This window comes from Streptomyces tatrensis, assembly GCF_049310065.1.
In the GTDB taxonomy this organism is placed as follows: Bacteria; Actinomycetota; Actinomycetes; order Streptomycetales; family Streptomycetaceae; genus Streptomyces.
Window position 1 is genome coordinate 2,819,301 of the sequence record NZ_JBMDLB010000011.1, and the last position, 24,242, is coordinate 2,843,542.

The following is a 24,242-nucleotide window of genomic DNA, read 5'->3' on the forward strand; positions in this document are numbered from 1 at the left end:
TCCTGTGGAACTCACTCTGCTCGGCACCGGCACACCCGAAGGACTGCCCCGCCCCGGCTGTCCCTGCGCCGCCTGCGCGCTCTCCGTGGGGCCCCGGGCGCGCGCCGCCACCTCCGTGCTCGTGGACGGGGCGCTGCTGCTGGACCTGACCCCCGGGGCGGTGCTCGCCGGCGCCCGGGCGGGGCATTCGCTGGCCGCCGTACGGCAGGTCCTGCTGACGCACCCGCACGACGGTCCCGCCGTAGAGCTGCCGCCGGGGCTGCCGGCCGCCGGGCGGGTGCCGGACGGGCGGGAGCTCGCGGTGATCTCCGGGCACCGGGTGCGGGCCGTGCCGATGGACGCGCCGGGCACCGGGTACGAGGTGACCGGGCCGGACGGCGCCCGGATGCTCTACCTGCCGCCGGGCGGCGCCCCGGCCGGGACCGCGGGCACCAGCGGGCGGCGCCCGTACGACGTGGTCCTCGCGGACCTGCTCGGCCGGCCGGAGGCGCTGGCGCGGCTGCGGGCCAGCGGCGCGGTGGGCCCGGCGACGGACGTGATCGCCGTCCACCTGGACCACGACACCCCGCCCGGGGCGGAACTGGAGCGCCGGTGCGCCGCCGCGGGCGCGCGGACCGTGGCGGACGGGACCACGGTGGCCGCCGGGGAGTACCGGCCGGCGCCGGAGGTGCCGCGGCGGACCCTGGTCCTGGGCGGCGCCCGGTCGGGCAAGTCGTACGAGGCCGAGCGCCGGCTGACCGGCTACCCGGAGGTGGTCTACGTGGCCACGGGCGGTACCCGCGAGGGCGACGCGGAGTGGGCCGCGCGGGTCGGGCTCCACCGCGAGCGCAGGGCCGCGTCCTGGCGGACGGTGGAGACCTGCGATCTGGTGCCGCTGCTGGAAGAGGAGGGCCCGGCGCTGCTCATCGACTGCCTGGCGCTGTGGCTCACGGACGCGATGGACCGGGCCGGGGCCTGGGACGACGCGGTGTGGGCGGAGAAGGGCGCCGCGGAGCTGCGGGAACGGACCGGATCGCTCGTGGCCGCGGTCCGCGCGACCCGCAGGCCGGTGGTGCTGGTCAGCAACGAGGTCGGCTCGGGCGTGGTCCCCGCGACCGCGTCGGGGCGCCGGTTCCGGGACGAGCTGGGGCGCCTGAACGCGGGGGTCGCCGGGGAGTGCGAGCACGTCCTCCTGGTGGTGGCGGGGCAGGCGCTGGTCCTGAAGCAGTAGCCGCGGGCACCTGCAACGGAACGCGGCGCACGGACCGTTCGGGCACCGCCAGGGCCTGTCGTCACACTCCCGTCTGCCAGGCGTCGCGAGGCAGGCGGGAGTTTGACGACAGGCCCTAGGGGCCGCTGTACCCTCTGGCAAATGACCACGCTGAATCTCGACGACTTCTCCGATCTGATCGAGCGCCCCGACGGGGGCGTCCGGCGTGACGCCGAGGAACGCCGTGAACGGCTGGCCGTGCCGGTCGGGGCGCTGGGGCGGCTCGACGAACTCGCCGAGTGGCTCGCCGCCGCGCAGGGCCAGGTGCCGGTCAAGCCGATCGAGCGGCCCCGCGTCGTGCTGTTCGCCGCCGACCACGGGGTGGCCTCCGAGGGGGTCTCCGTGCGTCCCGCGGGCAGCGCCCACGAGCTGGTGCGGGCCGTCCTGGACGGCCGCAGCCCGGTGGCGGTCCTGGCCGGGCGGCTGGGCGCCTCCGTACGGATCGTGGACGCCGGCCTGGACTGCCATCTCGACCTGCTGCCCGAGGAGATCACCAAGCACCGCGTCCGGCGCGGCAGCGGGCGGATCGACGTGGAGGACGCGCTGACGATCGAGGAGGCCCGGGCCGCGCTGCGCCTCGGGATCCAGATCGCCGACGAGGAGGCCGACTCCGGGACCGATCTGGTCGTCCTCGGCGACCTGAGCGTCGGCGGGACCACCGTCGCCGCGACCCTCGTCGCCGCCCTGTGCGGCACCGACGCCTCCGTGGTCACCGGCCGCGGCGGCATGCCGATCGACGACCTGACCTGGATGCGCAAGTGCGCGGCGATCCGCGACGCGCTGCGACGCGCCCGGCCCGTCCTCGGGGATCAGGTCGCGCTGCTCGCCACCGTCGGCGGCGCCGACGTCGCCGCGATCACCGGCTTCCTGCTCCAGTGCGCGGTGCGCCGCACCCCCGTGATCCTCGACGGGGTCGTCTCGGCGGCCTGCGGACTGGTGGCCCAGCGGGCCGCTTTCCGGGCGCCGGACTGGTGGCTGGCCGGACAGGCCAGCGGCGAGCCGGGCCAGGCGAAGGCACTGGACCGGATGGCACTCAACCCCGTGCTCGACCACGGCGTCACTGTGGGAGAAGGAACCGGGGCGCTGCTGGCCCTTCCCCTCGTCCAGGCGGCCGCCGCACTCGCGGCGGAACTCCCCGAACGGGCGGTCGAGCCCACCGAATGAGTCTCCGGGGTCCGCGGTCTTGACCAGGCCGCGGTTCTCCGGACATCAGCACGGACCGCGATGCCCCATATCATCGCTTTTTATGGGAGAGGTCCGTTTGACCAGCGCAGAGACCGATCGGAAGACCGACCGAGGAACCGGTGGGGATCCGAACGGCAGAGACAATCCGGGGGGCGGGCGGGGGAACGCCCAGGCCGGTGCCCGGGCCACCACTCAGTCCAACGCCCAGGGGAACACCCAGGGAAGCGCGTCGGCCGGTCAGGGGAACACCCGGGAAACCGGCCGGGGAAGCGTCCGCTCTCGGCGCAGCGCCACCTTCGCGGTGTGGTACTTGCGCGCCGTCACCTTCGTCAACCTGCTCAGCGCGGTGTGGTTCTCGCTCGGCCAGGACCTGCGGCGGCACAGCACCGCCGATTTCTACACCCCGTACCTGCTCACGGCGGGCTTCGCCTCCGCGGCGTTCTCGCTGCTGCTCACCGTCACCATGGGCCGCCGCAAACGCGCTGCCTGGATCCTGAACCTCGTGCTCAGCGGGCTGCTCCTGGCGGCCTTCGCGATGGCCGCCGTCGCCTCCTTCACCCCGTGCTCGGGGGGCTCGTACGAGTTCTGCTACCCGGAGTTCCGCGTCCACCCGCAGAACTGGGTGGCCTTCGGGCTGACCGCGCTCTTCGTCGGCGCCCTGCTGCTGGGCCGCCGGGAGTTCTACGCCAAGGGCGACCGCTCCAACCCGCTGCTGGCCAGCCTGGTCGCCTCCGTCGGGCTGCTGGTGACCTCGCTGGTCGCCGCCCTGCTCGTCGGCGCGACCAACACCGACCCCGACGCCGCGGACGCCACGTTCCTGGCGCGCTGGCGGTACGGACTGATGCGGCTGGTCACCCTGGCCCCGGGCGACAAGGCGTACAACACGATCACCACCCCGGGCTGGGTGGACGTGACGATCAACGTCATGTCGACGCTGCTGCTGCTCGCCGTGCTGTTCGCGGCCTTCCGCTCGCGCCGCGCCGTGGACCCGATCGGCGAGGAGGACGAGGAGAAGCTGCGCCTGCTGCTCGCCCGGCACGGCGACCGCGACTCGCTGGGCTACTTCGCGCTGCGCCGCGAGAAGTCCGTCATCTGGTCCCCCACCGGCAAGGCCGCGGTCACCTACCGCGTCGTCGGCGGGGTCTCGCTGGCCTCCGGCGACCCGATCGGCGACCCCGAGGCCTGGCCCGGCGCCATCGAGCCCTGGCTGGCCGAGGCCCGCGAGCACGGCTGGGTCCCCGCCGTGATGGGCGCCAGTGAGGAGGCCGGGCAGATCTACGCCCGGCACGGACTGGACGCGCTGGAACTGGGCGACGAGGCCATCGTCGAGACCGACGAGTTCACCCTGGAGGGCCGCGCCATGCGGACCGTCCGCCAGGCGTACAACCGGGTCAAGCGGGCCGGGTACACCGTCCGCATCCGCCGCCACGCCGACATCCCGGCCGAGGAGATGGACGTACTCCTGCTGCGCGCCGACGACTGGCGCGACGGCGCGACCGAGCGCGGCTTCTCGATGGCGCTGGGCCGGCTGGGCGATCCCGACGACGGCCAGTGCGTGATGCTGGAGTGCTTCGACGGCGAGGGCGAGCTGCGCGCCGTGCTGTCCTTCGTGCCCTGGGGTCCCAAGGGCCTGTCGCTGGACCTGATGCGCCGTGACCGGGATTCCGAGAACGGCCTGATGGAGTTCATGGTCATCGAACTCCTGGAACGCGCGAAGGAGATCGGCGTCACACAGGTCTCGCTGAACTTCGCGATGTTCCGCTCCGTCTTCGAGCGCGGGTCGAAGCTCGGCGCCGGTCCGGTGCTGCGTCTGTGGCGCTCGCTGCTGAGCTTCTTCTCGCGCTGGTGGCAGATCGAGTCCCTCTACCGGGCCAACGCCAAATACCGGCCGATCTGGGAACCGCGGTTCATGCTCTTCGAGAAGAGTTCGGACCTGCTGCGGATCGGGATCGCGGCGGGCCGGGCCGAGGGCTTCCTGGAAGCACCCGGGCTGCCGAAGTGGATGCACCGCAGACATCTGGAGAGCAAGCGTTGAGCACTGCCTCACTGCGGCGGTTCGCCCGCCGCGAGTGGGGGCCCCTGTACCGCACGGTCCGGGACGCGCTCGTCCGCGACACGTGGCGGGCGATCCCGATGACCCTCGGCGCGGTCTGCCTGACCGCGGTCTTCCAGATCGTGCAACAGACCTCATGGGGCTTCCAGCCGGTGCAGGACCTCGGGTCGGTCAAGGCCGTCGACCCGCTCTGGCTCGCCCTGCTGCGGACCCCGCTGTCGCTGTTCGTCCCGGCGCTGGACCTGCCGGTGTGGGGTGCGCTCGCGCAGATCCTGCTCGTCTTCGGGATCTCGGAGATCTGCATCGGCTGGTGGCGCACGCTGGTCATCGGCTACGTGGCCACCCTCGCCGGGACCATGTACGCGCGGATCGGGCTCTCGCTGGGCCCGGACCACCTCTTCGGCCTGCCCGACTCGGACAGGATCGTCAACGACACCGGGCCCTCGGCGGCGGTGGTCGGGCTCGCCGTGTACGTCTGCTGGCGCTACCGGGCGTACGTGACCGGCTCCGCCGTGATCCTGGTCATGATCGGCGAGCTGCTCTTCAAGGACAACCTGGCGGGCAAGGAACACCTGGCCGCCATCGCCTCGGTGATGCTGATCTGCCTGGTCCGCGCCAAGTGGGGCCCGGAGCGCTCCCGCGCCCCGCTGGGGCGGTCCCCGGCCGCGACCCCGCCACCGACCCCGCCACCGACCGCGCCACCGGCTCCGCCCGGGACTCCACCCGCGGCGCCGCCCCGGGTCTGAGAACGCGTGCGGGGCCGTACCGTATCGGGGTGACGACACACCTCGGGCCGTTCGCCCCCACGCGGCAGTGGATGCGGGACCATCCGCTGGCCACCGACGCCGTACTGGCGTTCGGGGCGCTCGTCGCCATGGTCGTCGGGTCCTTCGCCGACCCGCACGGGGAGCACGGGCCGACCTTCGGAACCCGCACCCCCGAGCCCTTCTCGCTGGTCCTCATGGTGCTCGGCGCGGGCGCCCTGGTGCTGCGGCGCCGGCGGCCGCGCGCCGTGCTGGCCGTGGCCGTCGGGCTCTCGCTGCTGGAACTGACCACCGGGGAGCCACGGGCGCCCGTCGCCATGTGCACGGTGATCGCCCTGTACACGGTGGCCTCCCGCACCGACCGGCCCACCACCTGGAGGCTCGGCCTGCTCACCATGGCCGGGCTGACGGGCGTGGCCATGCTCGCCGGGCCGCTGCCCTGGTACGCGCAGGAGAACCTCGGCATCTTCGCCTGGACCGGCATGGCCGCGGCGGCGGGGGACGCGGTGCGCAGCCGGCGGGCCTTCATCGACGCCATCCAGGAGCGGGCCGAGCGCGCCGAGCGGACCCGAGAGGAGGAGGCCCGGCGCCGGGTCGCCGAGGAGCGGCTGCGGATCGCCCGGGACCTCCACGACGTGGTGGCCCATCACATCGCCCTGGTCAACGTGCAGGCGGGGGTGGCCGCGCACGTCATGGACAAGCGCCCGGACCAGGCCAAGGAGGCCCTGGCGCACGTACGGGACGCCAGCCGCTCGGCCCTGAACGAGCTGCGGGCGACCGTCGGGCTGCTGCGCCAGTCCGGCGACCCGGAGGCGCCGACGGAGCCCGCGCCCGGTCTGGCGGTCCTCGACGACCTGGTGGACACCTTCCGCAACGCCGGGCTCCCGGTGAAGGTGATGGTCCAGCTGGGCCCGGCCGCCGCGGTTCCGCTGCCGGCCGCCGTGGACCTGGCGGCGTACCGGGTGATCCAGGAGGCGCTGACCAACGTCCGCAAGCACGCGGGCCCGGAGGCCGGCGCCGAGGTCAGCGTGGTGCGGGTGGGCGGCTCGGTGGAGGTGACCGTGCTGGACGACGGCGGCTGCGCGGCGGACCCCTCGCCGGAACCCGGCGATCCCGGCGGCGGACACGGCCTGCTCGGCATGCGCGAGCGGGCCGTGGCCCTGGGCGGCACCTGCTTCGCCGGGCCCCGCTTCGGGGGCGGCTACCGGGTGCACGCGATCCTCCCGGTGGGCTGAGCGGCTGCCCCGGCCCTCCCCCGGCAGGCGCTCAGCAGGCGCTCAGCAGGCGTTCAGCAGGCCTTCCGCCAGGCGCCGAGGTCGTACTTCTTCTCCAGCGAGCTCAGCTTCAGCGCGCGCGAGGCCGCGCAGAACCGGCTCGCCGGGAGCTCGTACTCCACGTGGAAGACCGCCTTGCCCGCCGCGATGAAGGGGGTCAGCCGGCCGCACTCGTCGTACTGGGCGCACTGTTCGTTGACCGCGAAGTCGAAGTCCCCCACCAGCTCCGGGATCTGGTCCAGGTCGTTCTTCAGGCCGACCGACAGGCCCCGGTCGTGCGCGAGGCGCACGATCAGCCGGTTGTAGTCCAGCTGGTCGCCGGCGGTGAGCGGGAAGCCGGACTTGTTGCGGTAGGCGTCCATGTTGTCCGGCTCCACCGCGTCGAAGCCCTTGTCGCGGCACATGTCGAACCGCTTGGCGATCAGCGGTTCCAGTTCCGCGAGCCGCCGGATGTCGAGCCAGCGCTCGCCCTCCCAGCCGTTGCCCTCCCCGCGCATCGACGCCGGGAAGGCCCCGGCGTCGGGCCGGAAGTCCTCCCAGGCACCGGTGGAGAGGTAGCAGATGGTCCGCCGGCCGGCCGCCTTCAGCTCGGCGACCTGCTCCTTGGTGGTGGTGAACCCGTCGATGTCGTAGACCGCCGCCTTCACCGAGGTGTCGAGCTTCCCGGTGATCTGCCACTGCCAGCTGACCCCGGGCGCCGGCTGCCAGCGCTCCCCCGGGGCGGGGGCGGGCGAGAGGTCGTCGGGCCGGTCCTCCCCGTCCTCGTCCCGGTCCGGGCCGGAGGTGCAGGCCGCGAGCAGGAGGAGGGGTACGAGGAACAGCAGGCGGCGGCGCACCGCCGAGCGGGCGGACGGGTCGGCGGACGGGCGGGTGGACGGGCGGGCGGACGGGCGTCTCATCCGGCGGCCTCCAGTGCGTACGGCAGGGTCCCCCACGGGTGCGCGCCGGTCCCCGGGACCGCGCAGTGCACCCCCGCTCCCCGCTGGGCCGCCAGCCGCTCGGCGAGTTCGGCGGCCGGGGCGCCCGGCGGGACGGCGTAGACGAGGTGGCAGAACCGGTGGGCGGGATGGTCCGCGGTCCACGGGGGCACCGCGGCGGCGTCCCGGTAGGCGTCCCAGGGCCCCTCGAAGGTGACGAGCAGGTCGGCGAGTTCGGCGTAGCCCGGGTGCGGGTGCACTCCGTGGTTGAGGACGACGGTACGGGCTCCGGCGGCCCGCGCCGCGACGACGAGCCGCCGGTAGTGCGGCAGGAACTCCGGACCGGCCGCGGCCTGGTCCAGGAAGGTCCCGTCGGTGCCGTACCAGTCGCGGTGGCGCAGCAGGTCCTGGACCACCGCGGCGTGCGGGCGGCGCCCGTAGTCCGTGTCGGCGTACCCGAGGACGGGCACCCCGGCCCCGCGAAGCCTTTCCGCGACGGCGGCGAACCGCTCGTCGGGGGCCTCGCCCGGACCGCTGGCGGGGTTGAGCACCACGGAGTGCAGCCGGCCCGCGGAGCGGATGAGCCGCTCCCAGTACTCGGGGCGGTCGGCGGGGTGCTCGTAGAGGGGCACCAGGAGCATGAGGTCCTTCTTCTCGTACGGGGTCACGTGCGTCGGGGGTGGCGGGAGCGGCTTGCCGGGGTCAGCGGTGGGCCGTCGCACGGCCGAGCAGCAGGCAGACCAGCGTGCCCAGCGCGAGCGCCGCGGCTCCGGCCACGGCCAGTTGCACGGCGCGCGGCTGGCCGAGGCCCAGGAGCAGGGCCAGGCTCTGCGCGACGGCGGCCGAGGCGCAGACCACCGCGGCGGGCCGGACCGCCCCGAAGGACTGCAGGAGCAGCCCGGTCCACATCACGGCCCCGAGCAGCAGCAGGGTGGCGACCCGGACCCCGGTCAGGCCGGGCGCGCCGGGCCAGAGCAGGGTTCCGGTGACGCCGAGGGCCAGCAGCACCGCCAGGTAGGTGGCGAGGCACCGGGCCAGGGTGGAGAGCATGCGCAGCCAGAACTGCCGGGGCGAGCGGGCCGCGCGCAGGCCGGCGAGGCTGCCGCTGCGGAACCGGTGGAGCAGCCATTCGGCGGGGCCCATGCTGAGGGTCAGCGCCACCGCCGACGGGGCCGCGACCGCTTCGGCGGGACCGCCGGCGAGCACCTCCCCGAGGGCCGCGTACAGCACGAGCAGGCCGGTGCCCAGACCGAACACCCCGTACGGGACGGAGTCCCCGAGCCGGGGTCCGCGCGGTGCGTACACCTCCTCGGCGCCGCGCAGCATCTGCCAGCGCACCGGGCCCCGTTCGCCCGGCCGGTGCTCCGTCCAGCCTCGGACTCGGAGCGCGAGGGCCCGTAGGCCGTCGGCCAGCGGCAGTTCCCGTCCGGCCAGGCCGCAGGCGGCCAGGAGGGAGGCCGTCAGCAGGAACACCCGGACGGGAATCGGCAGTTCCAGGAAGAGCGAGAGCAGCGCCCCGACGGCCATCGGTGCGAGCGCGGCCAGCAGCAGGCGCTCCCGCCCGAGGACGAGCAGCACGGTGGCGGCCCCGACGTACAGGGCCTGACCGGCGGCGAAGGCGTAGGAGAAGGGGGGCCCGCCGGGTACCGCCAGCGCGGCGGCGGTGCCCAGGAGGGCCCCCGCGGGGGCTCCGGCGAGCAGGGTCCGCCCGGCGGCGGCCCGGTCGCCGAGGCCGAGCCAGGAGTACGCCCGGTGGGACAGGGTCTGGTCCCAGACCCAGCCGATGAGCGCCCCGGCGAGCAGGGTGAGCGTCCCGGCGGGCAGCCCCAGCCGGTCCTTGGGGCCGTCCAGCAGGGGCGCGCCCAGCAGGTAGGCGAGCCCGGGCAGGGCGAAGATCACCCCGCGCAGGAGGCAGGCGGTGAGGGGGACCTTCCAGGGGTCGGGGACCTTGTCGGGCTCCGGGAAGGAGCGCGGCACCCGGGCGTAGAGCTCCTCGGCGAGGCCGAAGGAGTCCTGGCGGCCGTAGGCGAGGCGGATGTGCTCGTCGGTCATGCCGTCGGATTCCAGGACGGCGGCGATCTCGTCGGGGTGGACGGCGGCGGCGATGAACACGTCGAGGCGCTCGGCGAGTTCGTCCATCGGGTCGGCGGCCGGTCCGTCGCGCCCCTCGCGCCCTTCGCGTCCCTCGCCGCCTTCGCGTCCTTCGCGGCGCGGCCGGGGGATGCCGGGCAGCGCGTCGGCCGCGTCCGCGGCGGGCGCCGTACCGCGCCCGGCCGCCGCGGCGTGGCCGACGGGCACCCAGGCCCCGTCCGGGCCGGGCGGCTTGAGCCAGAGGGATCCGCTCACCACAGGCTCCCGTCGGCGGCCAGCTCTTTGTACCAGGGGTCGCCCTTGTACCAGGGGTCGGCGAGGCGCTGGGTCCACTCGTCGCCCACGTGGACGGGCAGGACGGGCTGGCCGGCGAGCTCGCGGTAGATGTGGCGGAAGCCGTCCACGGACTGGTGGAGCGTGAACTTCTCCACCACCCGCTTGCGGGACATCCGGCCCAGTTCCGCGCGGCGTTCGTCGTCGCGGAGCAGGGCGAGGGTGGCGCGGGCCATGGTCTCGGGCTCGCGCGGGGGGACGACGAGGCCGGTGTCGCCGACGGCCTCGCGGACCCCGCCCACGTCGGTGGAGACGGTGGTGCGGCCGCAGGACATGGCCTCGATGATGGAGAAGGGGAAGCCCTCGCTGATGGAGGAGAGCATCACGATCGAGCCGGCCGCGTAGGCCTGGGCGACCTTCTCGATGCGGCCCTCGTAGGAGATCCCGTCGCTCACCCCCAGCTCGGCGGCGAGCTTCTCCAACCTGAGCTTGTACTCCTCGCAGCCGGCCGGGACCGGCCCGAAGAGGCGCAGCCGCAGGGCGGGGAGCTCGTCGCGCATGAAGGCGTAGGCGCGGATGAGGGTTTCGAGGTCCTTGATGGGGTCGATGCGGCCGCACCAGCTGAGGGTGGGGACCTCCGGCTCGGGACCGGCCTCGGGGAAGGCGTGCGGGTCGACGCCGTTGTAGACGGTGCGGATCCGCTCGGAGTCGGCGCCCCCGCGCTCCTCCCAGCGGCGGTTGTACTGGTTGCACGGGGTGATCAGGTCGGCCTGCCGGTAGCCCTCGGTGTTGAGCTCGCGGTAGAAGCCGAGCATGAGCGCCTTGACGGGCCAGCGCTGTTCGGCGCTGCGGTAGCCGAGGTAGCGCTCGCGGAGGTAGATGCCGTGCTCGGTGAGGAGGAAGGGCACCTTGTCGAGGTACTTGGCGGCGAGCGCCGGGAGGGTGGCCAGTCCGCTGCTGACGGCGTGGGCGACGCTGTCGGGCGGGATCCGCACGGACAGCGGGCGCAGGGCGTGTTCCAGCAGGTCGGTGGCGGTGAGCGCGTCGTGGATGGTGGGCTCGGCGGCGGCGGTGACCAGGCCGGGGCGGGTCCAGACGGTCATCAGCAGGCGCAGCACCGATTCGGAGCGCAGGGCCGCGGCCAGCCGCCCGGAGCGGGCCAGGGCGGCCAGCTCGCGCAGGGATTCGGAGAATCCGCCGCGGGCGGGGTCGAGCAGGGAGAGCAGGAAGGTCTCGTAGGTCTCGGCGAAACCGCGCCGGGCCTTGCCGCGCAGTCCTGAGCGGAGTCTGCGGGGCGGCGGAGCACCCCAGAGGGGAACGCTGGTGTGTCGGTAGACGTTGCGCGGCAACTCCCAGGTGACCGGCTCACGTCCGGAGCCGGTCAGGGCTATGACGTTGAAGTCGACCTCCGGCATGCCGCGGACCAGTTGGTCGCACCACGTGCTGACGCCCCCGTGGACGTGCGGGTAGGTGCCTTCGGTGAGCATGGTGACATGGCGCCCATGGCTCATGCGGTGTGTCCCCCCAAGGACGGAAAAGGGGCCGGCGCCCGTGGTTCGCGGAGCGCCGGCGCTAGGTGGTACGCGTGGCTGTCTTGTGACGTGCTGCCCGGCCGGTGGTCGAGGCTTGATCGGTGGTCAGGGCGTGACCGCTGGTCAGGGCAGGTGGAGCGTCAGGGCATGTTCAGCGTGACGGCGCTCTGGAGCAGTTCGGGAGCCGTCCAGGCGGAGCGGGTGCCGGCGTAGGCGGTGCCGAAGTCCGCGGTGCCCAGCAGGAGCTGCTTCTTGGTGCCGGTGGGCGCCGTGACCGGGGCCACGACTCCGGAGGGCGCCTTGACGGTGACGACCTTGCCGATGCGGTAGGCGGTGACCTGGTTGGCGGCGACCGCGGCGTTCCAGGCCGCGCGGCGCTGGAGCTCGACGCCGGTGTCCTTCATGCTCTGGTTCACGATGGGCGCGGAGGGCGCGTAGAGGGTGCGGTAGGTGTCGAGGACCTGGTTCAGCACCGGGTAGAGCGTGCGGTCCTCGGCGAGGTTGGACTGGTGGACGTAGTGCGGGCGCGGGTCGTTGTTCAGGACGTGCCGCATGGCGGTCCTGGCCTCGGCCGGAACGATGTAGTCCAGGTAGCCGGTGGTGGCGTCGAGCGGGTCCGGCAGGCAGGTGGAGGTGCCGGGGTTGTCCTCGCAGATGCCGCTGCCGCCGTCGGCCCGGCTGGTGTAGATCCAGTTGTACTCGTCGGCCATCTCGGCGTTGGTGCCCGTGTTGTAGTACACGTTCATCGGGTGCCGGGGGACGGTCAGCGCGGCGCCGACCGCCCGCTGCGCGGGCTCGCGGGAGTTGTCGCTGCCCGCCCACTTCACGCCGTTGTCGGCGAGCGCGCCGGCCAGGTTGGGGTTGTCCTGGGGCTGCTGCGGAAGCGTCTTGAGGCCGGAGTGCTCACCGGTGACCAGTTCGGTGCGGTCGGTGGTGATGCCCTTGGAGACGGCCCAGTTGTTGTTGTCCCGGATCTGCGCCGAGATCTCGGCGCGGCTCATGTAGTTGATCGCGCCGGCGCTGTTCTTCGTACAGGTCCACGGGACGGTGGTGGTGTCCTGGACGCAGCCGAGGAACGGGTGGGTGTAGGTGTGGTTCATCCACCGGTACTTCGCCCGGTCGGCGACGAGCTGGGCGGTCAGTGCGTCGACCCCGCCGTTCTCCGCCTTCCACTCCTCACCGGCGCCGCCGTTGAAGAGCATGTCGAGCTTGAAGTTCTTGGACGTCTGCCACTGCGCCGCGTACACGGCGTCGGCGGCCGTCATCCGGATCGTGGACTCCTGGCCCTCGCCGCCGGCGCAGGCGTAGTCGCCCGGGGTGCAGTTCAGGTCCTTGTTCCAGCGGGCGTCTGGGGCGAAGACGTCGTCGACGTGGACCGCGAAGTAGTTGCGCTCCTGGCCGAGGTGGACGCCCTGGGTCATCCACTCGACGATGCCCCGGGCCAGCAGCCGGAACTGCTGCTGGTACTGGTTGTAGCCGAAGGTGACGACCAGTTCGCTGCGCCCGTCGTGGGTGTACTCGCCGACGAGCGAGGCCCGTCCGGAGCCGACCGGGGCGTCGAGGTAGCTGGTGTAGCCCGGCCGCGGCTTGGCCATGTACCCGTAGCTCTCGGGGATCAGCGCCGAGTTGTCCTCGAAGGCCACCTGCCCCCCGAGGTAGGCGAAGGGGCCCGCCTTGCCGGCGGCGGTGACATCGGCCTGGGTGCCGTCCAGGGTGCCGCTGTAGCCTCCGTTGTCGGTGTACTCCAGGCCGACGCCCGGGTGCGCCCAGGTGTACGCGTCGACCTGGCGGATCCCGTACGCCGTCTCGTACGCGCTGAGCGCGGCCATCTCGGCCGAGCCCGTCCCGAACGGGTTCTCGTTCGGCAGCACCACGCTCTGGAACTTGGCGCGCGGCCGACCGTCGACCGTGTCGGCGAGGAACGCCGCGTTGACGACCGGACGGCTCCCGCTGCCCAGGTCGATGCGGGTGTACGGAACCCCCGTGTCGCGGAGTTCCGCCGTGATCGCCTCGACCGAGCTCCCGCCGTCGTCGACGACGAGGACCCTCAGGTCGACCCGCGGAGTGACCGCCGCCTGCGCGGCCGCTCCGGGTACCGCGACGGATGCTATGGCGGCCGCGAGGCAGACGGCGGCGAGCCTGTTCATCCGGTTCTTGTGGACCATTTCGGCCTTTCCCCCCGCAGATCCTCGACTTCGGCCTGTGGCGTTGGGCCAGACCGGGGAGGCTCTGTGGAAATGATGCAAAGGGACCCCGCGTCCCCTTGCGAGAGTGGTCCGAGTGTTTCGGACCTCGTCAGGCCTAAGAGGCAAACCTGGAACAGAAGCCACAGATGGGTGAACCTGCCCGCCTCGTGATCGAACAACTTGCCAAACCTTCGAGTGGCGTGCGGACGAGTACGTACGCGTAGGCTCATTTCCGGCGGCCATCGGGCCCGAATACGATCGCTACGGACGGCCGTCCACCCACTCGGCCCACACCACCAAAACGGAAGCGAGAATTCACCACCGTGACTGCTCTGACTCTCAGCACTGCCGGACCGGCGACGCTGCGCGCCGACGCCCTCGTCGTCGGCGTGGCGAAGGGCCCCAAGGGCCCCGTCGTCGCCGCGGGCGCCGAGGCCGTGGACAAGGCGTACGACGGCAAGCTCGCCGCCGTGCTCGACGCGCTCGGTGCCTCGGGCGCCGAAGGCGAGACCACCAAGCTGCCGGCCCCGGACGGCCTCAAGGTCCCGGTCGTACTGGCGGTCGGGCTGGGCGCCCTCCCCGACACGGACGAGTCCTACGACGAGGAGGCGCTGCGCCGTGCCGCCGGCGCCGCCGCCCGCGCACTGCACGGCGCCAAGAAGGCCGGCTTCGCGCTCCCCCTGGACGACGCCTCCGCCGTCACGGCCGTGGCCGAGGGCGCGCTGCTGGGCGCGTACGCGTTCACCGCCTACCAGGGCGGCGAGAAGAAGGCCTCGGACGGCGGCAAGAACAGCGGCCCGAAGCAGCCGCTCGCCGAGATCGCCCTGCTCGGCGCCAAGCCGCGCGACAAGGAGCACAAGGCCGCGGCCGAGCGCGCCACGATCGTCGCGACCGAGATCAACATCGCCCGTGACCTGGTCAACACCCCGCCGAACGACCTCACCCCCGAGGCCTTCGCCGCCGTCGCCAGCGCGGCCGCGAAGGAGAACGGCATCAAGGTCCAGGTCCTGGACGAGAAGGCCCTGATCAAGGGTGGCTACGGCGGCATCATGGGCGTCGGCAAGGGCTCCGAGAACCCGCCGCGCCTGGTGAAGCTCTCCTACACCCACCCCAAGGCGGAGAAGACCCTCGCCTTCGTCGGCAAGGGCATCACCTACGACTCCGGCGGCATCTCCCTGAAGCCGGCCGGCCACAACGAGACGATGAAGTGCGACATGGCCGGCGCCGCCGCCGTCTTCGCCTCCGTCGTCGCGGCCGCCAAGCTCGGCCTCCAGGTCAACGTGACCGGCTGGCTCGCGCTCGCCGAGAACATGCCCTCCGGCTCGGCCACCAAGCCGGGCGACGTGCTGCGCATGTACAGCGGCAAGACCGTCGAGGTGCTCAACACGGACGCCGAGGGCCGCCTGGTCCTGGGTGACGCGCTGACCAAGGCCTCCGAGGAGAACCCGGACGCGATCGTCGACGTGGCGACCCTGACCGGCGCCATGATGATGGCCCTGGGCGACCGCACCTTCGGCATCATGGCCAACGACGACGCCTTCCGCACCTCCATCCACGAGATCGCCGAGGAGGTCGGCGAGGCCTCGTGGCCGATGCCGCTCCCCGAGGACCTGCGCAAGTCCATGGACTCCCCCACCGCCGACATCGCCAACATGGGTGTCCGCATGGGCGGCGGCCTGGTGGCCGGCCTCTTCCTCCGGGAGTTCGTCGGCGAGGGCATCACCTGGGCCCACCTCGACATCGCGGGCCCCGCCTTCCACGAGGGCGCCCCGTTCGGCTACACCCCCAAGGGCGGCACCGGCTCGGCCGTCCGCACCCTGGTGCGCCTGGCCGAGCGCACGTCCACGGGCGACCTGGGCTGACGCCCGGCAGCTGAGCTCACACGGGCCCCGGCCATGATCAGTTTTTCTGATCGCGGCCGGGGCCTGTTCACTGACAACGAAATCCGTAGGTTTCTACGCTGCGGTAACCCCCGGTTCGGGCAGAACGACCTGCCCCAGGGCAGGCCCGGCGTCCCGCGTTCCGCCGACAAATGCGAAGATGGGTTCTCGGCAGGACAGGGCCCCCACCACAGGGCCGAAGAAAAAGCGGCCGTATACCAGCCGCCGCCCGGTCACAGAGGACCGGTGCTCGGCGCACATGCATGGAGGACGTGACGTGGCGAACGACGCCAGCACCGTTTTCGACCTAGTGATCCTCGGCGGCGGCAGTGGCGGTTACGCCGCGGCACTGCGCGCATCCCAGCTGGGTCTGGACGTTGCCCTGATCGAGAAGAACAAGCTCGGCGGCACCTGCCTGCACAACGGCTGCATCCCCACGAAGGCTCTGCTGCACGCGGGCGAGATCGCGGACCAGGCTCGCGAGGCCGCCCAGTTCGGTGTCAAGGCCACCTTCGAGGGCATCGACATCGCGGGTGTGCACAAGTACAAGGACGACATCATCGCGGGCCTGTACAAGGGTCTGCAGGGTCTGGTCGCCTCCCGCAAGCTGACCTACATCGAGGGTGAGGGCCGCCTCTCCTCGCCGACGTCCGTCGACGTGAACGGCCAGCGCATCCAGGGCCGCCACGTGCTCCTGGCGACCGGCTCCGTGCCGCGCTCGCTGCCGGGCCTGAACATCGACGGCAACCGCATCATCTCCTCGGACCACGCCCTGGTCCTGGACCGCGTGCCCGAGTCCGCCATCGTCCTGGGCGGCGGCGTCATCGGCGTCGAGTTCGCCTCGGCGTGGAAGTCCTTCGGCACCGACGTCACCATCGTCGAGGGCCTCAAGCACCTCGTGCCGGTCGAGGACGAGAACAGCTCCAAGCTGCTGGAGCGCGCGTTCCGCAAGCGGGGCATCAAGTTCAACCTCGGCACCTTCTTCGACAAGGCCGAGTACACCGAGAACGGCGTTCGGGTCACCCTGGCCGACGGCAAGACCTTCGAGGCGGAGGTGCTGCTGGTCGCGATCGGCCGCGGCCCCGTCTCCCAGGGCCTGGGCTACGAGGAGCAGGGCGTCGCGATGGACCGCGGCTACGTCGTGGTCGACGAGTACATGCAGACCAACGTGCCGACCATCTCGGCCGTCGGCGACCTCGCCCCGACCCTCCAGCTCGCGCACGTCGGCTTCGCCGAGGGCATCCTGGTCGCGGAGCGTCTGGCCGGCCTCAAGGCCGTCCCGATCGACTACGACGGTGTGCCGCGCGTCACGTACTGCCACCCCGAGGTCGCCTCCGTCGGCATCACCGAGGCCAAGGCCAAGGAGATCTACGGCGCGGACAAGGTCGTGGCCCTCAAGTACAACCTGGCGGGCAACGGCAAGAGCAAGATCCTGAAGACCGCGGGCGAGATCAAGCTCGTCCAGGTCAAGGACGGTGCCGTGGTCGGCGTCCACATGGTCGGTGACCGGATGGGCGAGCAGGTCGGCGAGGCCCAGCTGATCTACAACTGGGAAGCCCTGCCGGCCGAGGTCGCGCAGCTCATCCACGCGCACCCGACGCAGAACGAGGCGATGGGCGAGGCGCACCTGGCGCTCGCCGGCAAGCCCCTGCACGCACACGACTAATCGTCACTGGGCGCGACGACCACTTCCGCACATTCGTTAGGAGCAACTGAAACCATGTCGGTTTCCGTAACCCTTCCGGCGCTCGGTGAGAGCGTCACTGAGGGCACTGTCACCCGTTGGCTGAAGGCCGAGGGCGAGCGCGTCGAGGCCGACGAGCCGCTGCTCGAGGTCTCGACCGACAAGGTCGACACCGAGATCCCGTCCCCCGTGTCGGGCATCCTGGCCTCCATCAAGGTCGCCGAGGACGAGACCGTCGAGGTCGGCGCCGAGCTGGCCGTCATCGACGACGGTTCGGGCGCGCCGGCCGCTGCCGCGGCTCCGGCCGCCGAGCCGGCCGCCGCTGCTCCGGCTCCGGTCGTGGAGGCCCCCGCGGCCCCCGCCCCGGTCGCCGAGGCCCCGGCCGCTGCTGTGACTGCCGGGGGCCATGCCGCCACCGGCACCGATGTCGTGCTCCCCGCCCTGGGCGAGTCCGTCACCGAAGGCACCGTCACCCGCTGGCTGAAGCAGGTCGGCGAGTCGGTCGAGGCCGACGAGCCGCTGCTCGAGGTCTCGACCGACAAGGTCGACACCGAGATCCCCGCCCCGGTCGCCGGCGTCCTGCTGGAGATCCTGGTCGCCGAGGACGAGAACGCCGAGGTCGGCGCACGTCTGGCCGTCATCGGTGCGGCGGGCGCGGCTCCCGCGGCCGCTCCGGTCGCCGCTCCGGCTCCGGTCGCCGCTCCGGCTCCGGTTGCCGCCCCGGCTCCCGTTGCCGCCCCGGCTCCGGTCGCGGCCGCTCCGGCGCCCGTGGCTGCCCCCGTGGCCGCTCCGGCCCCGGTCGCCGCTCCGGCTCCGGTCGCCCCCGTGGCGCCAGCCGCCCCCGCCGCCCCGGTTTCCGCCGGTGACGAGGGTGCCTACGTGACCCCGCTGGTGCGCAAGCTCGCCACGGAGTCCGGCGTCAACCTGTCCGTGGTCTCGGGCACCGGTGTCGGTGGCCGCATCCGCAAGCAGGACGTCCTGGCCGCCGCCGAGGCCGCCAAGGCCGCCGCTGCCGCCCCGGCTCCGGCCGCTGCCGCTCCGGCCGCGAAGGCTCCGGCCGCCGCGGTCTCCGAGCTGCGTGGCCAGACCGTCAAGATGACCCGCATGCGCAAGGTCATCGGCGACAACATGATGAAGGCCCTGCACTCGCAGGCGCAGCTCAGCTCCGTGGTCGAGGTGGACATCACCAAGATCATGAAGCTGCGCGAGAAGGCCAAGGCCGGCTTCCTCGCCCGCGAGGGCGTCAAGCTGTCCCCGATGCCGTTCTTCGTCAAGGCCGCGGCCCAGGCGCTGAAGGCCCACGCGGTCGTCAACGCCCGGATCAACGAGGACGAGAGCACCATCACCTACTTCGACTCGGAGAACATCGGCATCGCCGTGGACTCCGAGAAGGGCCTGATGACCCCGGTCATCAAGGGTGCCGGTGACCTCAACCTGGCGGGCATCTCCAAGGCGACCGCCGACCTGGCCTCCAAGGTCCGCGGCAACAAGATCACGCCGGACGAGCTGTCGGGCGCGACCTTCACCATCAGCAACACCGGCTCGCGCGGTGCGCTGTTCGACACGGTCATCGTGCCCCCGAACCAGGTCGCCATCCTGGGCATCGGCGCGACGGTCAAGCGCCCGGTGGTCATCGAGACCGCCGAGGGCACGAACATCGGCATCCGCGACATGACGTACCTGACCCTGTCCTACGACCACCGCCTGGTGGACGGCGCGGACGCGGCCCGGTACCTCTCGGCCGTCAAGGCGATCCTCGAGGCCGGCGAGTTCGAGGTCGAGCTCGGCCTGTAAGGCTCTCCACGGCAGCTCACAGCGGCTGTCCCGCACGGCGCCCCCGCCCGGACCTACAAGTCCCGGGCGGGGGCGCCGTCGTCGTACGCTGGGGCATTCCGGTTGACGGCTGTAACCAGCCTCACGCTGCGCCTCTGACCAGGAACGCATCGCGACGAGCGGCGCCGCCGTATTGTCTACGCATCAAGGCCCCGCATGCCCCGGCATGCCCCCTGCACACCCCTCAGGAGATGAAGCCCCGATGATCACCCCACCCGTCGTGCACTCGCTGCGCGAGCAGATCCGCGAGCACATCGTGGAGGGGATCGTCAGCGGGCGCTGGAAGCCCGGTGAGCGGATCGTGGAGCGCCGGATCGCGGTGGAGCTGGAGGTCAGCCAGACGCCCGTGCGCGAGGCCCTGCGCGAGCTGGAGACGCTGCGGCTGATCGAGTCGGCGCCGAACAAGGGCGTGCGCGTACGGAACCTGTCGGCGGCGGACCTGGAGGAGATCTATCCGGTCCGGGCGGGCCTGGAGCAGATCGCGGCCGAGCTGGCCGCGCCCCGGCTGGCGGCCGACTGCTCGGCCCTGGAGCCGCACGTGGCGGCCCTGTGGGAGGCCGACCGCAGCGCGGACGGCACGGCCCAGGTGCGGCACACCGTGGGCTTCCACCGGGAGATGGTGCGGGCCGCCGGGAACAGCGTGCTGCTGCACACCTGGGAGTCCCTGGGCATCGAGGTCTTCACGGCCCTGTCCATCCGGTGGCTGGGCACCGTCCAGAAGTCCTACGCCGAGGAGCACGAAGCCCTTGTGGACGCCTTCCGCAATCAGGATCCGGACATCGGTCTGCTCGTGAAGCGGCACGTTCTGGGCTGCGCGCCGAGGGCGTGATCTAGCCAACGCACTCCCGCAGGGGCACCCCTCTTGCCCCGATTTGCCCGGCACCGGGTGCCTGTTTTCATGGCACCCGGTGCCGACTTTTGTCATATGGGCGTTTCTTCGTCACTTTCATTTGATCGATCATCGATCAGCGCCTTACAGTCATCCGCGGACCCCACCCGGGTCCAACGACCCTGTCCTGCCCGTCAGGGATTTCTTCACCACCTCTCCTTTGTCCGGAAGGCGGCGCACACCGATGTCCGACCCCGTAGGAAAGCTTCCGAGCGAGCTCGACCAGCTCCCGGACCGCGACACCGAGGAGACCGCCGAATGGGCGGCCTCGCTCGACGCCGTCGCCAAGGCCGCCGGTACGCGCCGCGCCGAATACCTGCTCCGTCGCACCCTTCAGCACGCCGAGGCCGCAGGCCTCGCGCTGCCGAAGCTGCTCGAGACGGACTACGTCAACACCATCCCCACCGCCGCGGAGCCGGAGTTCCCCGGTGACGAGGCGATGGAAGCCAGGATCACCGCGTGGAACCGCTGGAACGCGGCCGCCATGGTGACCCGCGGCTCCAAGTACGGCGTCGGCGGCCACATCGCCACCTTCGCCTCCGCCGCGTGGCTGTACGAGACCGGCTTCCAGCACTTCTTCCGCGGGAAGGAGGCCGACGGATCGGGCGACCAGCTCTACATCCAGGGCCACGCCTCCCCCGGCATCTACGCCCGCGCCTTCCTCGACGGCCGGATCTCCGAGCAGCAGCTCGACAAGTTCCGCCAGGAAGCCGGCGGCAACGGCCTCCCGTCCTACCCCCACCCGCGGCGCCTGCCGTGGCTGTGGGAGTTCCCGACGGTCTCCATGGGCCTCGGCCCGCTCTCCGCGATCTACCAGGCGCGCTTCAACCGCTACCTGCAGAACCGGAGCATCAAGGACACCGCCAACTCGCACGTCTGGGCCTTCCTGGGCGACGGCGAGATGGACGAGCCCGAGTCGACCGCCGCCCTGGCCCTGGCCTCCCGCGAGCAGCTCGACAACCTGACCTTCGTCATCAACTGCAACCTGCAGCGCCTCGACGGTCCGGTCCGCGCGAACTTCCGCGTGGTGCAGGAGCTGGAAGCCCAGTTCCGCGGCGCCGGCTGGAACGTCATCAAGTCGCTGTGGGGCTCCGCCTGGGACGAGCTGTTCCAGCTCGACACCACGGGCGCCCTGGTACGCCGCCTGCGCGAGGTACCCGACGCGCAGTTCCAGACGTACGCGACCCGTGACGTGGCCTACATCCGCCAGCACTTCTTCGGCGCCAACGCCGAGCTCGTGCAGCTGGCCGGTGTGCTCTCCGACGCGAAGATCGCCGAGTGCTTCCACACCTCCCGCGGCGGCCACGAGCCCCGCAAGGTCTACGCCGCGTACAAGGCCGCCCTGGAGCACAAGGGTGCTCCGACGGTCATCCTCGCGCAGACCGTCAAGGGCTACACGCTGGGCGCCGGGTTCGAGTCGAAGAACGCGAACCACCAGATGAAGAAGCTGACGATCGACGAGTTCAAGGACATGCGTGACCTCCTTGGCCTCCCGATCCCGGACAGCGCCTTCGCCGACGGCCAGGTCCCGTACGGCCACCCGGGCGCGAACAGCCCCGAGGTGCAGTACCTGAACGAGCGCCGCGCGGCGCTCGGCGGCCCGGCCCCGGCCCGCAAGGTCAAGCACGTGGCCCTGCCGGCTCCGGCGGACCGTTCCTTCGCCCCGCTGCTCAAGGGCTCCGGCAAGCAGGAGATGGCCACCACCATGGCCTTCGTCCGGCTCGTCAAGGACCTGATGCGGGACAAGGAGACCGGCAAGCGCTGGGTTCCGATCGTCCCCGACGAGGCCCGTACCTTCGGTATGGAGTCCCTCTTCCCGTCGGCCGGCATCTACTCGCCGCTGGGCCAGACGTACGAGCCGGTCGACCGCGACCAGCTCATGTACTACAAGGAAGCCAAGGACGGCCAGATCCTCAACGAGGGGATCACCGAGGCCGGCGCCATGGCCGACTTCATCGCCGCCTGTACGTCGTACGCGACGCACGGCGAGCCGATGATCCCGTTCTACATCTTCTACTCGATGTTCGGCTGGCAGCGCACCGCCGACCAGATGTGGCAGCTCGCCGACCAGCTCGGCAAGGGCTTCATCGTCGGCGCCACCGCCGGCCGCACCACCCTGACGGGTGAGGGCCTGCAGCACGCGGACGGCCACTCGCACCTGATCGCGTCCACGAACCCGGCGTCGCTCAACTACGACCCGGCCTTCGCGTACGAGATCGCGGTGATCGTCAAGGACGGTCTGCGCCGGATGTACGGCGAGAAGCCGGAAGACGTCTTCTACTACCTGACGGTCTACAACGAGCCGAAGGTCCAGCCGGCCATGCCCGAGGGCGTGGAAGAGGGCATCCTGCGCGGTCTCTATCGCTTCAACACGGCGGCGGACCTCGCGGAGGCGGCCCCGGCCGCCGACGCCCCGAAGATCCAGCTGATGGCCTCCGGTACGGCCATCCACTGGGCGCTGGACGCGCAGAAGCTGCTCGCCGCCGACTGGAACGTGGCCGCCGACGTCTGGTCCGCCACCTCCTGGGGCGAGCTGCGCCGCGACGCGCTGGAGTGCGACGAGGCGCTGCTGCGCGGGGAGATGCGCACCCCGTTCGTCACCCGCGCCCTGGAGGGCGTCACCAGCCCGGTGCTCGCCGTCTCCGACTGGATGCGTCAGGTCCCGGACCAGATCAGCCAGTGGGTCGAGCAGGACTACACCTCGCTGGGCACGGACGGCTTCGGCCTCTCCGACACCCGCGCGGGCGCCCGCCGCCACTTCGGTGTCGACGCCCAGTCGATCGTGGTGGCCGCGCTGGCCCAGCTCGCCCGCCGCGGCGAGGTCCCGGCGTCCTCCATCAAGGAGGCCCGGGAGCGCTACGGCCTGTAGGCCCCCGCGTCCTTGAGCGACCGTGAGGCGGTCCGTCCCTTCGGGGGCGGGCCGCCTTTCGCGTTCGCATGCGGCCGTGCGGGGGCCCGGACCGGCCTTTCGCGGCATGCGCGGTGGCGGCGAGGGGGTGTACCCGTGATGCTTGAGCGGTGATGGACGAGACGGAGTTCTGGGAGATGGTCGACCGTACCCGCGAGGCCGCCGAGGGCGACCCCGAGGAACACGCCGAGCTGCTCGTGGAGCGGCTGGCACAGCTCGACCCGGACTCCGTCCTGGACTTCGCCCGGCACTTCGAGTCGCGGTACAACCGGGCGTACACCTGGGAACTGTGGGGCGCGGCGTGGGTGCTGCTCGACGGGGCCAGCGACGACGCCTTCGACTACTTCCGGTGCTGGCTGATCGGCCAGGGCCGGGAGGTCTTCGAGGGCGGGGTGCACGATCCGGACCAGCTCGCGGAGCTCCTCGACGAGTTCGACGAGGAGATCGACGGGGACGGCGAGGAGCTGGGGTACGCGGCGGACGAGGCGTACGAGCAGCTGACCGGGTCGGTCGCGCCGGATCTGGGGATCCCGCTGCAGGCGGCGGAGCCGGAGGGCGCCGCGCTGGACTTCGAGAACGAAGCCGTGCTCGCGGAGCGCTTCCCCCGGCTGTGGGACCGCTTCAGGGGCTGACGCCCCCGTCCCCCGCCCCCTTCCCCCGTACGCGGGTCAGTAGTGCGTGCCGCCGTCGATACGGATCTCCGTGCCGGTGATGAAGGCGCCGTCCTCGGAGCCCAGCATGGCGACGACGCCGGCGACGGTCTGCGGGCCTGCGAAGCCCTGGCCGAGGGCCGGGGCGAGCTTGGCGAACAGGCTCCAGTCGGTGTCCTCGGGCAGGCCGGGGCCCGTGCCGGTGGTCATGCCGCTCTCGATGGAGCCCGGCGCGACGGCGACGAAGCGCAGCCCCTGCTTGCTGTACTCGGCGGCCAGCGCGTGGGTCATGGACTGGATGCCGCCCTTGCTGGCCGCGTAGGCGGACATGTAGGGGTGGGCGAAGGACGCCGAGGTGGAGCTGAAGTTGACGACGACCGGCTGGTCGCCCGCCAGCAGCGCCGGGAGCGACTCGCGGATGACCAGGAACGTACCGGTCAGGTTCACTGCGATGATCTTGTTCCAGAACTCGAGCGTGGTCTGGTGGGTGTGCGCGGAGCGCAGGATGCCCGCGGCGTTGACCAGTACGTCGATTCCGGTGAGGGTGTCGACCGCTGCGGCCACGCCCGTCTTGACGGCGGCCTCGTCGGATATGTCGAGGACCGCGGTGGTGAGGCGGTCCGCGTGGCCGTCGGCGGCCGCCTGGTCGGCGGTGGCCTTGAGACCGGCTTCGTTGACGTCCACGGTGTGGACGCGGCCGCCCTCGGAGAGGATGCGGTGGACGGTGGCCTGGCCGATGCCGGAGCCGCCGCCGGTGATGAGGACGCGACGTCCTTCGTAACGGTTCATGGAGACGAGCGTACTCCCGTCATGACACGTTTTGCCAGACTGTCAAAACATGCATTTACTCACCGGGGCCGAGGTATCCTTCCCC

17 protein-coding genes are annotated in these 24,242 nt (G+C 72.0%); 11 read left to right on the forward strand and 6 right to left on the reverse strand.

Annotated features, from left to right (window positions below; genetic code table 11):
- The first annotated feature begins 4 nt into the window (after window positions 1-4).
- From ACODT5_RS28490 to ACODT5_RS28510, 5 genes are all read left to right on the forward strand, one after another.
- On the forward strand, window positions 5-1,210 hold the full coding sequence (locus ACODT5_RS28490; RefSeq protein WP_422522036.1) for a bifunctional adenosylcobinamide kinase/adenosylcobinamide-phosphate guanylyltransferase: 1,206 nt from the start codon (window positions 5-7) through the stop codon (window positions 1,208-1,210).
- A 141-nt stretch (window positions 1,211-1,351) separates the two neighbouring features.
- A complete protein-coding gene (gene cobT / locus ACODT5_RS28495) occupies window positions 1,352-2,413 on the forward strand; it encodes a nicotinate-nucleotide--dimethylbenzimidazole phosphoribosyltransferase (protein WP_422522037.1) in 1,062 nt (353 codons plus the stop codon).
- 82 nt (window positions 2,414-2,495) lie between these two features.
- Window positions 2,496-4,469, forward strand: coding sequence for a phosphatidylglycerol lysyltransferase domain-containing protein (locus ACODT5_RS28500; protein ID WP_422522038.1), 1,974 nt, complete (start codon window positions 2,496-2,498; stop codon window positions 4,467-4,469).
- Window positions 4,466-5,233, forward strand: coding sequence for a hypothetical protein (locus ACODT5_RS28505; protein WP_422522039.1), 768 nt, complete (start codon window positions 4,466-4,468; stop codon window positions 5,231-5,233). The genes ACODT5_RS28500 and ACODT5_RS28505 overlap by 4 nt, the downstream gene beginning before the upstream one ends.
- A gap of 71 nt (window positions 5,234-5,304) precedes the next feature.
- Entirely contained in the window at window positions 5,305-6,486 is a 1,182-nt protein-coding gene (locus ACODT5_RS28510; RefSeq protein ID WP_422525064.1) for a sensor histidine kinase, read from the forward strand.
- Between the two features lie 53 nt (window positions 6,487-6,539).
- Here the strand turns inward: ACODT5_RS28510 and ACODT5_RS28515 are convergent, their stop codons facing one another.
- From ACODT5_RS28515 to ACODT5_RS28535, 5 genes are all read right to left on the reverse strand, one after another.
- Window positions 6,540-7,424, reverse strand: coding sequence for an endo alpha-1,4 polygalactosaminidase (locus ACODT5_RS28515; protein ID WP_422522040.1), 885 nt, complete (start codon window positions 7,422-7,424; stop codon window positions 6,540-6,542).
- Window positions 7,421-8,083: a spherulation-specific family 4 protein gene (locus ACODT5_RS28520; protein WP_422525065.1), complete on the reverse strand. Its 663-nt coding sequence runs from the start codon at window positions 8,081-8,083 to the stop codon at window positions 7,421-7,423. The genes ACODT5_RS28515 and ACODT5_RS28520 overlap by 4 nt, the downstream gene beginning before the upstream one ends.
- Before the next feature lie 61 nt (window positions 8,084-8,144).
- Window positions 8,145-9,788 carry a hypothetical protein gene (locus ACODT5_RS28525; protein ID WP_422522041.1) on the reverse strand — a complete coding sequence of 548 codons (1,644 nt, stop codon included), beginning with the start codon at window positions 9,786-9,788 and terminating at the stop codon, window positions 8,145-8,147.
- Entirely contained in the window at window positions 9,785-11,317 is a 1,533-nt protein-coding gene (pelF, locus tag ACODT5_RS28530; protein ID WP_422522042.1) for a GT4 family glycosyltransferase PelF, read from the reverse strand. The genes ACODT5_RS28525 and pelF overlap by 4 nt, the downstream gene beginning before the upstream one ends.
- 161 nt (window positions 11,318-11,478) lie before the next feature.
- Complete coding sequence (locus ACODT5_RS28535) at window positions 11,479-13,503, reverse strand: hypothetical protein (RefSeq protein WP_422522043.1); 2,025 nt, start codon at window positions 13,501-13,503, stop codon at window positions 11,479-11,481.
- Between the two features lie 344 nt (window positions 13,504-13,847).
- Here ACODT5_RS28535 and ACODT5_RS28540 point away from each other — a divergent pair, with 344 nt between their 5' ends.
- The 6 genes from ACODT5_RS28540 (at window position 13,848) to ACODT5_RS28565 (ending at window position 23,350) form a co-directional block, all read left to right on the forward strand.
- Complete coding sequence (locus ACODT5_RS28540) at window positions 13,848-15,386, forward strand: leucyl aminopeptidase (RefSeq protein WP_422522044.1); 1,539 nt, start codon at window positions 13,848-13,850, stop codon at window positions 15,384-15,386.
- A gap of 295 nt (window positions 15,387-15,681) precedes the next feature.
- Window positions 15,682-17,070, forward strand: a complete 1,389-nt coding sequence (gene lpdA / locus ACODT5_RS28545) for a dihydrolipoyl dehydrogenase (RefSeq protein WP_250742547.1) — start codon at window positions 15,682-15,684, stop codon at window positions 17,068-17,070.
- Window positions 17,071-17,124: 54 nt separating this feature from the next.
- Window positions 17,125-18,882, forward strand: coding sequence for a 2-oxoglutarate dehydrogenase, E2 component, dihydrolipoamide succinyltransferase (gene sucB, locus ACODT5_RS28550; protein ID WP_422522045.1), 1,758 nt, complete (start codon window positions 17,125-17,127; stop codon window positions 18,880-18,882).
- A gap of 244 nt (window positions 18,883-19,126) precedes the next feature.
- The gene (locus tag ACODT5_RS28555) at window positions 19,127-19,750 is read left to right on the forward strand and encodes a GntR family transcriptional regulator (RefSeq protein ID WP_243330441.1); all 624 of its coding nucleotides are present in this window, start codon (window positions 19,127-19,129) and stop codon (window positions 19,748-19,750) included.
- A gap of 244 nt (window positions 19,751-19,994) precedes the next feature.
- Window positions 19,995-22,679, forward strand: a complete 2,685-nt coding sequence (aceE, locus tag ACODT5_RS28560; protein ID WP_422522046.1) for a pyruvate dehydrogenase (acetyl-transferring), homodimeric type — start codon at window positions 19,995-19,997, stop codon at window positions 22,677-22,679.
- 152 nt (window positions 22,680-22,831) lie between these two features.
- Window positions 22,832-23,350, forward strand: a complete 519-nt coding sequence (locus ACODT5_RS28565; RefSeq protein ID WP_422525066.1) for a DUF4240 domain-containing protein — start codon at window positions 22,832-22,834, stop codon at window positions 23,348-23,350.
- 36 nt (window positions 23,351-23,386) lie between these two features.
- Here ACODT5_RS28565 and ACODT5_RS28570 read toward each other — a convergent pair whose 3' ends face one another.
- Window positions 23,387-24,157 carry an SDR family NAD(P)-dependent oxidoreductase gene (locus ACODT5_RS28570; protein WP_422522047.1) on the reverse strand — a complete coding sequence of 257 codons (771 nt, stop codon included), beginning with the start codon at window positions 24,155-24,157 and terminating at the stop codon, window positions 23,387-23,389.
- Between the last annotated feature and the right edge of the window lie 85 nt (window positions 24,158-24,242).

Excerpts from the sequence above, each read along its gene's own strand:
- aceE (WP_422522046.1), top strand. The coding sequence starts at position 19,995 with ATGTCCGACCCCGTAGGAAAGCTTCCGAGCGAGCTCGACCAGCTCCCG.
- ACODT5_RS28510 (WP_422525064.1), top strand. The coding sequence starts at position 5,305 with ATGCGGGACCATCCGCTGGCCACCGACGCCGTACTGGCGTTCGGGGCG.
- ACODT5_RS28570 (WP_422522047.1), bottom strand. The coding sequence starts at position 24,157 with ATGAACCGTTACGAAGGACGTCGCGTCCTCATCACCGGCGGCGGCTCC.
- pelF (WP_422522042.1), bottom strand. The coding sequence starts at position 11,317 with ATGAGCCATGGGCGCCATGTCACCATGCTCACCGAAGGCACCTACCCG.
- ACODT5_RS28515 (WP_422522040.1), bottom strand. The coding sequence starts at position 7,424 with ATGAGACGCCCGTCCGCCCGCCCGTCCACCCGCCCGTCCGCCGACCCG.
- sucB (WP_422522045.1), top strand. The coding sequence starts at position 17,125 with ATGTCGGTTTCCGTAACCCTTCCGGCGCTCGGTGAGAGCGTCACTGAG.
- cobT (WP_422522037.1), top strand. The coding sequence starts at position 1,352 with ATGACCACGCTGAATCTCGACGACTTCTCCGATCTGATCGAGCGCCCC.
- ACODT5_RS28565 (WP_422525066.1), top strand. The coding sequence starts at position 22,832 with ATGGACGAGACGGAGTTCTGGGAGATGGTCGACCGTACCCGCGAGGCC.
- ACODT5_RS28520 (WP_422525065.1), bottom strand. The coding sequence starts at position 8,083 with ATGCTCCTGGTGCCCCTCTACGAGCACCCCGCCGACCGCCCCGAGTAC.
- ACODT5_RS28535 (WP_422522043.1), bottom strand. The coding sequence starts at position 13,503 with ATGGTCCACAAGAACCGGATGAACAGGCTCGCCGCCGTCTGCCTCGCG.
- ACODT5_RS28500 (WP_422522038.1), top strand. The coding sequence starts at position 2,496 with ATGGGAGAGGTCCGTTTGACCAGCGCAGAGACCGATCGGAAGACCGAC.